Origin of the sequence: Bradyrhizobium sp., from assembly GCF_036009065.1 — a bacterium.
GTDB lineage: Bacteria > Pseudomonadota > Alphaproteobacteria > Rhizobiales > Xanthobacteraceae > Bradyrhizobium.
In genome coordinates this window covers 1-9,986 of record NZ_DASYMN010000008.1, presented here as the reverse complement: position 1 = coordinate 9,986, position 9,986 = coordinate 1, and the positions used below count along the sequence as shown (strand labels likewise).

General features: G+C 63.5%; 9 protein-coding genes and 1 pseudogene. 7 read left to right on the top strand and 3 right to left on the bottom strand.

All coding sequences use genetic code 11. The features are described 5' to 3' along the window. The 3 genes and pseudogenes from VGP39_RS00315 to VGP39_RS00305 form a co-directional block, all read right to left on the bottom strand. A pseudogene (locus tag VGP39_RS00315) lies at positions 1 to 115 on the bottom strand (BAX inhibitor (BI)-1/YccA family protein); the annotation flags it as partial. Positions 116 to 402: 287 nt separating this feature from the next. Continuing rightward, positions 403 to 2,973, bottom strand: coding sequence for an ABC transporter permease (locus VGP39_RS00310; RefSeq protein WP_327566119.1), 2,571 nt, complete (start codon positions 2,971 to 2,973; stop codon positions 403 to 405). Positions 2,974 to 2,977: 4 nt separating this feature from the next. Then, on the bottom strand, positions 2,978 to 3,727 hold the full coding sequence (locus VGP39_RS00305; protein ID WP_327566118.1) for an ABC transporter ATP-binding protein: 750 nt from the start codon (positions 3,725 to 3,727) through the stop codon (positions 2,978 to 2,980). A gap of 130 nt (positions 3,728 to 3,857) precedes the next feature. Between VGP39_RS00305 and VGP39_RS00300 the strand changes: the two genes are divergently transcribed. The 7 genes from VGP39_RS00300 to VGP39_RS00270 form a co-directional block, all read left to right on the top strand. After that, positions 3,858 to 4,415, top strand: a complete 558-nt coding sequence (locus VGP39_RS00300; protein WP_414644534.1) for an arylesterase — start codon at positions 3,858 to 3,860, stop codon at positions 4,413 to 4,415. A gap of 145 nt (positions 4,416 to 4,560) precedes the next feature. Then, a complete protein-coding gene (gene thpR / locus VGP39_RS00295; RefSeq protein ID WP_327566116.1) occupies positions 4,561 to 5,097 on the top strand; it encodes an RNA 2',3'-cyclic phosphodiesterase in 537 nt (178 codons plus the stop codon). Positions 5,098 to 5,333: 236 nt separating this feature from the next. Continuing rightward, entirely contained in the window at positions 5,334 to 6,512 is a 1,179-nt protein-coding gene (zapE, locus tag VGP39_RS00290) for a cell division protein ZapE (protein WP_327566115.1), read from the top strand. Positions 6,513 to 6,753: 241 nt separating this feature from the next. Beyond that, entirely contained in the window at positions 6,754 to 7,722 is a 969-nt protein-coding gene (gene mdh / locus VGP39_RS00285) for a malate dehydrogenase (protein WP_327566114.1), read from the top strand. A gap of 174 nt (positions 7,723 to 7,896) precedes the next feature. Beyond that, the gene (gene sucC / locus VGP39_RS00280) at positions 7,897 to 9,096 is read left to right on the top strand and encodes an ADP-forming succinate--CoA ligase subunit beta (protein ID WP_327566113.1); all 1,200 of its coding nucleotides are present in this window, start codon (positions 7,897 to 7,899) and stop codon (positions 9,094 to 9,096) included. After that, positions 9,096 to 9,455 carry a hypothetical protein gene (locus VGP39_RS00275; RefSeq protein WP_327566112.1) on the top strand — a complete coding sequence of 120 codons (360 nt, stop codon included), beginning with the start codon at positions 9,096 to 9,098 and terminating at the stop codon, positions 9,453 to 9,455. Before sucC ends, VGP39_RS00275 begins: the two co-directional genes overlap by 1 nt. Before the next feature lie 3 nt (positions 9,456 to 9,458). After that, positions 9,459 to 9,986: succinate--CoA ligase subunit alpha (locus tag VGP39_RS00270; protein WP_414644533.1), on the top strand; the 528-nt coding region annotated here is incomplete at its 3' end.

The window sequence follows — 9,986 nt, the reverse complement described above, 5'->3', positions numbered from 1 at the left end:
TGTAGTTGTAGATGCGCAGCATGTAGGCGCGCAGACCGGCATCGACGGCTGCGGCGTCAGTACGCCCGGCGGCCCGGCCGAAGGGCGAAGCGTAGTTACGGTCTAGGTCCGACATGGTCGAATTCCCGTTGGTTGTCTGGCAAGGCTTGCGGGTTTGCGCCGCCAGTTCGAAATCTATCCCGGACGCCGGGTTTGCTGACATTAATCTTGTGTCATCAGGCCGGCGTCCGACCCAAGCTGGTATGTGGTAAACTAACACATTCTCCGCAAGCTTCCATGCGCGGCTGAATGTCGCTAGGTACTGACATCGCTAAGCGAAGTAAACGTCGGCGGCGCAAGGAAACCGGCTTTTCTCAGGGCTAGGGTACGATATCGGCATGGCCGCCCGGCTGCTACATATTGTCATAAATTCCGCAGCACGGTCGCCGGCTTCTGGTTCAGCGCTACCAGCGTGCCGGCAAGACCCAGTCCAACGGTGACGATGAGCGCCGCCGCGACGACCCCCGCGGCGCTGCCGGCTTGCCAGATGAAGCCCAGCGTCATCAGCCGGGTCACGATCAGCCACGCCGCAACCGAGCCCGCGGCTACTCCGAAGATCGCAGTGGCAAGGCCGATCATCAGATATTCCAGCGCGTAGGCGCCGAGCAGCCGCGCGCGGGTGGCCCCTAAGGTTTTCAGGATCACCGCGTCGTAAACCCGGTGGCGGTGGCCGGCGGCCAGCGCCCCGCCCAGCACCAGAATGGCGGAGATCAGCGTCACCGCGCTGGCGCCGCGGATCGCCAGCACCAGGTTGGTGACCACTGCGCCGATGGTTTCCAGCGCCTCGCGGACCCGCACGCTGGTCACCATTGGAAACGCGTCGGCGACCGATTTGATGATTTTGGCATCGCCGGCCGGGTCGGAATGCGCCTCGGTCAGGGTCGCGACATTGGTATGCGGCGCGCCCTTGAAGGCGTGCGGCGAGAACACCAGCACGAAATTGATGCCGAGACTCTGCCAGTCCACGGTGCGCATGTTGCCGATGGTCGCCGAGATGTCGCGGCCGAGCACATTGACGACCACCTCGTCACCGATTTTGAGCCCGAGCCCGTCGGCGAGCTTCTTCTCGAACGATACCAGCGGCGGTCCGTCGTAATCGGGCTCCCACCATTTGCCTTCGACCACCTTGGAGCCCCTGGGGACTTCCCCGGTGTAGGTCAGGCCGCGGTCGCTCTGCAGCACCCATTCGGCGTCCGCCGACGGCTTCAGATCTTCGGCCTTCACGCCGCGGGCGGCGACAATGCGCCCGCGCAGCATCGGCACGTCCTCGATGGTCGATTGCGGCGCCTGCGCTTTCAGGAATGCGCCGAAGCGGTGGGCCTCGGCGGTGGGAATATCGATGAAGTAGAACGACGGCGCGCGGTCGGGCAGCGCGGCCATGAACTGGCGGCGCAGATTGCCGTCGATCTGAGTGATGGTGACCAGCACCGCGAGGCCGAGGCCAAGCGACATCACCACCGAAGGCGTCAGCGCGCCGGGACGGTAGATATTGGCGATCGCCAGCCGCAGCATGGTGAGACGCGAGCGCGGCAGGCGCTGCGCCAGCGCCATCAATCCGGCGGCGATGCCGCGCAGCAGCGCGAACACCACGATGGACGATGCGACGAACGCCGCCGCCACGCGCTTGTCGTAAGCGAGCCCGATCGCGATGCCGATCAGGCCTAAGATCACCACGGCCATCAAGGCAAGATAGCGCCAGCGCGGGCGGTGCCATTCGCTGGTCACCGCTTCGCGAAACAGCGCCGCCACCGGCACGTCATGGACGCGGCCGAGCGGCCACAGTCCGAAGGCGAGCGCGGTCAACAGGCCATAGACCAGCGACAACGCCAGTTGACCCGGATGCAGCGCCGGCACCACCGGCAGCGGCAGCAAGCTACCGAACAGGCCGACGATCAGATAAGGTAGCGCGGCACCGGCGGCGAGACCGATCAGCGAGCCGATCACCGCAAGCACGATCACCTGGGTCAGATAGATCGTGAAGACGTCGCGGCCGGTGGCGCCGACGGCCTTGAAGGTCGCGATGACGTCGCGGCGGCGGTCGATGTGGCTTTTCACCGCGTTGGCGACGCCGACGCCGCCGACCAAAAGGGCTGCGAGGCCGACCAGCGTGAGAAACTGCGTGAAACGGCTGATGGTGCGCTCCAGCTGCGGCGAGGCGTTGCTGCGGGTGCGGATTTCCCACCCCGCTTCCGGCAGCGCCGTTCGCGCGTCGGCGGCCAGCGTCTGCGCAGCGCGGTCGTCGGCCGCGTTGTCCGGGAGTTTGACGCGATAGATCCAGCGCACCAGGCTGCCGGGCTGCAACAATTCGGTCGCGCGCAAGGCCGCTTCGCTGACCAGGAAGCGCGGCCCGAACCCGACGCCGCCGGCGAGCCTGTCGGGCTCAGCGCCGACCGCGCTGCGGATTTGGAACGTCGCGCTGCCGACGTTGACGCGGTCGCCGGTCTTCAGGTCGAGCCGCGCCAGCAGCGTCGCATCGGCGGCGGCGCCGAACGCACCGTCGCGCTCGGCCAGCAAATCAGGCACCGGCATGTTCGGATCGAGCGTCACCTTGCCGAGCAACGGATAGCTGTTGTCCACAGCCTTGAGCTCGACCAGCGCCAGCCGGTCGTCCTGCGTCCGCACCATGCCGCGCAGCGTCGCCGCCACCGACACCGTTCCGCGCGAGCGCAGAAACGCGACCTCGTCGGGCTTGGCTTCCCGCTGGATCAGCGAGAACGCAGCATCGCCGCCGAGCAGCGTGCGGCCCTCGCGCGCGAGGCCCTCGCTTAAGCTTGCCGCCACCGAGCCGACCCCGGCAATCGCCATCACGCCGAGCGCGATGCAGGCGATGAACACATAGAACCCGCGCAGGCCGCCGCGCAATTCGCGCAGCGCGTACCGCAGGGCGAGCGATGACGCGCGGCCGCGGTAGGGGCGTTCCGATGCGATGCTCATGGAATCAGGCCGTCTCGACCCAGTGCCGATCGGTGGCCGGCCCGTCAATATGGCCGGAGCGCAGCCGCACCACGCGGTCGCAGCGCTGCGCCAGCGCGCTGTCGTGGGTCACCAGCACAAGGGTCATGCCGCGCTCGGCGTGCTTGGTGAACAGCAGATCGACGATCTGCTTGCCGGTGGCTTCGTCGAGATTTCCGGTCGGCTCATCCGCCACCAGGATGGCGGGATCGGGCGCCAGCGCGCGGGCGAGCGCGACGCGCTGCTGTTCGCCGCCGGACAGTTGCGTCGGGTAATGGTGCAGCCGGTCGCCGAGGCCAACCGATTGAAGTTCGCGCGCGGCGCGTTCCGATGCATCGGGACTGCCGGCCAGTTCCAGCGGCACCGCGACATTCTCCAGCGCGGTCATGGTTGGGATCAGATGAAAGGACTGGAAGACGATGCCGACATGGCGGCCGCGAAACCGCGCCAGCGCGTCCTCGTCGAGGGCATTGAAAGGGGTGCCGTTGACCACCACCTCTCCGCTGTCGGGACGCTCCAGCCCGGCCATCACCATCAGAAGCGTGGACTTCCCCGACCCTGACGGTCCGATCAGCCCGATCGCTTCACCGGGCGCGACCCGCAGGCTGATATCTTTGAGAATATGGACGCGAGCAGCACCGCTACCGAGCGAAAGATTGACGTTGGAGATTAAAATGGTGTCCGGCTGCAGGCTTGACGAGCCTGCCAGGGACGAAGGTTCGATGAGACTGTGCATGCGGGGTTCATATGGCATTTTCATTGCGGCGGTCGAGGGGCCGGTGCGCAGCTTTCTTTGCCTGCTGGCTGTCGCTTTGTCCGTGTCGCAGCCTGCATCGGCGCAAACTCCGGCAGTCAAACCGGTCAAGATGGTCGTGCTCGGCGATTCCTTGAGCGCGGGCCTTGGTCTTTCCGGGTCCGCGGCGTTTCCCGCACGGCTGCAAAAAGCCTTGAAAGCCAAGGGGATAGAGGTTGATATGATCAATGCCGGGGTATCCGGCGACACCGCTTCCGGCGGCCGCGACCGGCTCGACTGGTCGGTTCCTGAAGGAACTGAGGCCGTGATCCTCGAACTCGGCGCCAACGATGCGCTGCGCGGCATCGACTCCAAGGTCACCCGAACCGCGTTAACGGAAATTCTGACGCGGTTGCACGCGCGCAAGATCGCGGTCCTGCTTTGCGGGATGTTCGCGCCGCCCAATTACGGCGCCGATTATTCAGCGCGGTTCAACGCGATCTATCCGGATCTGGCGAAAACCTTCTCGGTGCCGCTGTATCCGTTTTTCCTGGAGGGCGTCGCCACCGATGCAAAGCTCAATCAGGCCGACGGGCTGCACCCGACCGCGGAGGGCGTCGATACGATCGTGAAAAATATCCTGCCCACGGTCGAGGCATTCCTGAGCCCGATCCTGCGGCAGCGCAATTGAAACCCGAGGCAACGATAACCCTAACGTCGCGTTTTCCCGGAACGTTTTGGCTCTCGCGGCGTCGGCTGCTTCGCAGGATCACAGAACTGCGCTAGAAACTTGTATCGGTGATTCGTCACCGGAATTCAGCATCGGGAGTTTTGCGATGCCGCGTTTGTTCACGGGTCTGGAAATACCGGCCGAGATCGGCCAGACGCTCTCCAATTTGCGCGGCGGCCTTCCGGGCGCGCGCTGGATCGACCCCGAAAATTACCACGTCACCTTGCGCTTCATCGGCGATATCGACGGCGTCGCGGCCAACGAAATCGCGCATACGCTGGAGCGCATCAATCGCAAGCCATTTGAAGTCTCGCTGCAGGGACTGTCGAGTTTCGGCGGAAAAAAGCCCCGGGCGGTGGTGGCTTCCGTGGTCCCCAGCCGCCCGTTGATGGAATTGCAGGCCGAACTCGAGCGGCTGATGCAACGCTTCGGGCTCGATCCCGAGGGGCGCAAGTTTATTCCGCATGTCACCTTGGCAAGACTGCGCGACGCGTCGAACCGCGACGTCGCTGACTATCTGTCGGTGCGCGGCTATTTCCCGACCCGCAGCTTCATGGCCTCGCGCTTCGTGCTGTTCTCCTCGCGCGCCTCCACCGGCGGCGGGCCCTATGTGGTCGAGGATTCCTACGCGCTGAGCGCCTAGCGTGTCCCGGACGCGATGCGGCATTGTTCATGCCGCTTCGCAGAGCCCGGACCCCGCTTTCTTCGATCACAAACAAGCTGGGCCCCGGCTCGGCAGCGCACCGCTTCGCGAAGAGCCATAGCGCGTCGAAGACGCGCGTAAACGCGCTTATGGCGCTGCGCTGCGTCCGGGGCACGGCTGCACCCACCAATTCGCGGCTTGCAATTTCGCGCGCGCTGAGGCCGTAAGAGGGCGTCATGTCCCCGCCCGCCTCGTTCCGCGCCCATTATCGGGCTCTGGTCTCCTCCGGCGCGATCGAGGCCGATGCCGCCCAGGCGCGCGCCGTCGAGGCGTTGGGCGGGCTGGAGCAACGGCTGGCGCGTTACAAGCCCGCGCGCAAGCAGGGTCTGCTCGGCCGGCTGTTCGCCGACAAGGACGAGGCGCCGCCGCGCGGGCTTTACATCCACGGCGAGGTCGGCCGCGGCAAGACCATGCTGATGGATTTGTTCTTCCAGCACAGCGCGGTCGCCCACAAACGCCGCGCGCATTTTCACGAATTCATGGCCGACGTGCATGAGCGCATCTACGGTTTTCGGCAGAACATCGCGCGCGGCGAGATGGCCGACGGCGACGTCATCGCGCTCACCGCCGAATCGATTTTCGACCAGGCCTGGCTTTTGTGCTTCGACGAATTTCACGTCACCGATATCGCGGATGCGATGATCTTGGGGAGGCTGTTCGCAAAATTGTTCGAACTCGGCACCGTGGTGGTGGCAACGTCCAACGTCGCGCCGAAAGACCTCTACAAGGACGGGCTTAACCGCGCGCTGTTCCTGCCGTTCATCGCACAGATATCGGCGCATATGGACGTGCTGCGGTTAGTGGCCCGCACTGATTTCCGGCTGGAAAAGCTGGTCGGCGTGAAGATGTGGCTGGTGCCGGCGGATAGCTGTGCCGACGCCGCGCTGGACAAGGCATGGGCGAAGATGACCGGCGGCGCGCCGTGCAAGCCGCGCGACATCTCGATCAAGGGCCGCGTGCTGCATGTGCCATGTTCGACCCAGGGCGTGGCGCGGTTTTCATTCGCCGATCTGTGCGAAAAGCCGCTCGGTGCGTCGGATTACCTGCGGCTCGCGCACGACTATCACACCATCCTGATCGACCGCATTCCGGTGATGGATTACGAACGGCGCAACGCCGCGAAGCGCTTCATTTCGCTGATCGATACGCTCTATGACAACGCCGTGAAGCTGATGGCCTCAGCCGAAGCCGATCCGGCGTCGCTGTATCGCGCCACCGACGGCGTTGAGGCCAGCGAATTCAAGCGAACCTCGTCGCGCCTGATAGAGATGAGTTCGAAATCCTACCTGGCGCTGCCGCACGGCCGCAAGGATTCCGCGGCCAGCGGGTCGAGCACGGGGTTGGTGGAGACGTGAGGCATACACCGTCATTGCGAGGAGCCAAGCGGACGAAGCAATTCCAGAGCCCCCGGGCTCCGACTGGATTGCTTCGTCGCATGTGGTCCTCGCAATGACGGCGGGGCTTGGGGCACCTGACCGAAGTTACGGTACGGCCAACAATTGAGCGCGCCCCGGCTTGAACGGCTCCGTCGAAAGGGATAACCACCACCCCCAGCATCCCACCTTCTTCTCCTTCGGGTTCAAAGGACAGATTTCCATGGCGCGTGACAAGATTGGCTTGATCGGCTCCGGTCAGATCGGTGGAACGTTGGCTCACCTGATCGGCCTGAAAGAACTGGGCGACGTGGTGATGTTCGACATCGCCGAGGGCATCCCGCAGGGCAAGGCGCTGGATATCGCGCAATCCTCTCCCGTGGACGGGTTCGACACGCATTTCATCGGTGCCAATTCCTACGAGGCGCTGGATAACGCCCAGGTCTGCATCGTCACCGCCGGCGTGCCGCGCAAGCCCGGCATGAGCCGCGACGATCTGCTCAGCATCAATCTCAAGGTGATGGAGCAGGTCGGCGCCGGCATCAAGAAATACGCCCCCGACGCCTTCGTCATCTGCATCACCAACCCGCTCGACGCCATGGTGTGGGCGCTGCAAAAAGCCTCCGGGCTGCCGCACAAAAAGGTGGTGGGGATGGCCGGCGTGCTGGATTCCTCGCGCTTCCGCTATTTCCTGGCCGACGAATTCAACGTCTCCGTCGAAGACGTCACCGCCTTCGTGCTCGGCGGCCACGGCGACACCATGGTGCCGCTGGTGAAATACTCCACCGTAGCCGGCATTCCGCTGCCCGACCTGGTCAAGATGGGCTGGACGTCGCAGGCGCGCATTGACGAGATCGTCGACCGCACCCGCAATGGCGGCGCCGAGATCGTCAATTTGCTAAAGACCGGTTCGGCGTTTTATGCGCCGGCCGCCTCGGCGGTGGCGATGGCGGAGAGTTATCTGCGCGACAAGAAGCGCGTGCTGCCATGTGCGGCCTATCTTTCCGGCGAATACGGCGTCAAGGACATGTATGTCGGCGTGCCCTGTGTCATCGGATCGAAAGGTGTCGAGCGTATTGTCGAGATTGACCTCGCCGGCAAGGATCGTGAGGCGTTCGACAAGTCGGTCGGCGCGGTGCAGGGCCTGGTCGATGCCTGCAAGAAGATCGCGCCGGACCTGCTCGGCCGCTGATCGGGAAAGCTCGCCAATAATAAATCGATTTTCGGCACTTGCGCCGAAATTCGGGGTCCGGGTTTTGGACCAAGCGGCACATCGCGATTGGCATCTTCCGTGGTATATGGTATGCCAGCCGCAAATTGGTGTGAATTGCCCCAATTCACCGCACGAGGGTCGGAGAGCCTCCAGATGAACATCCATGAATACCAGGCCAAGGCGCTGCTGCACGAGTTCGGCGTGCCGATATCGAAGGGCGTGCCGGTACTGCGGGCATACGACGCGTATGCCGCCGCGAAAACGATCGGCGGCCCGATCTGGGTGGTCAAGAGCCAGATCCACGCCGGCGGCCGCGGCAAGGGCAAATTCAAGGAGACGTCCGCTGGGGGCAAGGGCGGTGTCCGGATTGCGAAATCGGTAGACGAGGTCATAGAGTTCGCCGAGCAGATGTTAGAGGCGACGCTGGTGACGGTACAAACCGGCCCGCAAGGCAAGCAGGTCAACCGCCTCTACGTCGAAGAAGGCTCCGACATCGACAAGGAGTTCTATCTCTCGATCTTGGTCGACCGCGAAACTTCCGAAGTGGCGTTCGTGGTCTCCACCGAAGGCGGCGTCAACATCGAGGAGGTCGCGCACAACACGCCGGAGAAGATCGTTACGTTCTCGGTCGATCCCGCCACCGGCATCATGGGCCATCACGGCCGTACTGTTGCCAAAGCGCTGAAATTAAGTGGCGATCTCGCCAAGCAGGCCGAAAAGCTGGTGACGCAGCTTTATACGGCGTTCACCGCCAAGGACATGGCGATGCTCGAGATCAATCCGCTGGTCGTGACCAAGCAGGGCGAACTGCGCGTGCTCGACGCAAAAGTGTCGTTCGACGACAACGCGCTGTACCGACATCACGATGTGATAGCGTTGCGCGACGAGACCGAGGAGGACGCCAAGGAAATCGAGGCGTCGAAATACGACCTCAATTACGTGACGCTGGACGGCAACATCGGCTGCATGGTCAACGGCGCCGGGCTCGCAATGGCGACCATGGACATCATCAAGCTTTACGGCATGAGCCCGGCGAATTTTCTCGACGTCGGCGGCGGCGCCGACAAGGCCAAGGTCACCGCCGCGTTCAAGATCATCACGGCCGATCCCAATGTGAAGGGCATCCTGATCAACATCTTCGGCGGCATCATGAAATGCGACATCATCGCCGAAGGCGTGGTCGCCGCGGTCAAGGAAGTCGGCCTGAAGGTGCCGCTGGTGGTGCGGCTGGAGGGCACCAACGTCGATGCCGGCAAGAAGATCATCCGGGAGTCGGGGCTGAACGTGCTGCCGGCGGACGATCTCGACGATGCGGCGCAGAAGATCGTCAAGGCAGTGAAGGACGCGGCGTAATGCTAGCCGGCATCCCGCAAACCGCCGTTAGCATCATGCTTTTGGCACTGGCGTTGCTGCTGGCGAAATTCGAGTGGTGGATTGCTCGACGCGCGGGAAAACGCGTCGGAATATCGGTAGGATTATTCGTCGTGATAGCGCTTGCGCTCGTAGTCGCACATGAATTTTACGACTGGGCAACCTTTTGTCCCGGCACCGATGAAAAACAAAAAGCTTTTTGCGAGAGCTTAATTTTGGTTGTTCCTTCGCCGACATTTTTCGCGGCTTTCATCGCTTTGATAATTTCTTCCTGCTCCGTTCTTGCACTTCGCTTGTCACGCTCAATTCCAAATAAGCGGCTGGAGCCGCAGAGGCGCTAAATCATGTCCGTCCTGATCGACAAAAACACCAAAGTCATGTGCCAGGGTTTCACCGGCAAGAACGGCACGTTTCACTCCGAAGCCGCGATCGCCTATGGCACCAAGATGGTCGGCGGCACCTCGCCGGGCAAAGGCGGCATGATGCATCTCGGGCTGCCGGTGTTCGACACCGTGCAAGAGGCGAAGGCAAAGACCGGCGCCGACGCCAGTGTGATCTACGTGCCGCCGCCGGGGGCTGCGGATGCGATCTGCGAGGCGATCGATGCGGAAATTCCGCTGATCGTCTGCATCACCGAAGGCATCCCGGTGCTCGACATGGTGCGGGTCAAGCGCTCGCTGTCCGGATCGAAGTCGCGGCTGATCGGGCCGAACTGCCCGGGCGTGATGACGGCGGGCGAATGCAAGATCGGCATCATGCCGGCGAACATCTTCAAGGCCGGCAATGTCGGCATCGTCTCGCGCTCGGGCACGCTGACCTATGAGGCGGTGTTCCAGACCACCCAGGAAGGCCTCGGCCAGACCACCGCGGTC

What these genes read in the sequence shown, in the direction of transcription:
- mdh (WP_327566114.1), top strand. Translation starts at nt 6,754, where the DNA reads ATGGCGCGTGACAAGATTGGCTTGATCGGCTCCGGTCAGATCGGTGGA.
- VGP39_RS00310 (WP_327566119.1), bottom strand. Translation starts at nt 2,973, where the DNA reads ATGAGCATCGCATCGGAACGCCCCTACCGCGGCCGCGCGTCATCGCTC.
- VGP39_RS00275 (WP_327566112.1), top strand. Translation starts at nt 9,096, where the DNA reads ATGCTAGCCGGCATCCCGCAAACCGCCGTTAGCATCATGCTTTTGGCA.
- VGP39_RS00305 (WP_327566118.1), bottom strand. Translation starts at nt 3,727, where the DNA reads ATGCACAGTCTCATCGAACCTTCGTCCCTGGCAGGCTCGTCAAGCCTG.
- zapE (WP_327566115.1), top strand. Translation starts at nt 5,334, where the DNA reads ATGTCCCCGCCCGCCTCGTTCCGCGCCCATTATCGGGCTCTGGTCTCC.
- sucC (WP_327566113.1), top strand. Translation starts at nt 7,897, where the DNA reads ATGAACATCCATGAATACCAGGCCAAGGCGCTGCTGCACGAGTTCGGC.
- VGP39_RS00300 (WP_414644534.1), top strand. Translation starts at nt 3,858, where the DNA reads ATGGTCGTGCTCGGCGATTCCTTGAGCGCGGGCCTTGGTCTTTCCGGG.
- thpR (WP_327566116.1), top strand. Translation starts at nt 4,561, where the DNA reads ATGCCGCGTTTGTTCACGGGTCTGGAAATACCGGCCGAGATCGGCCAG.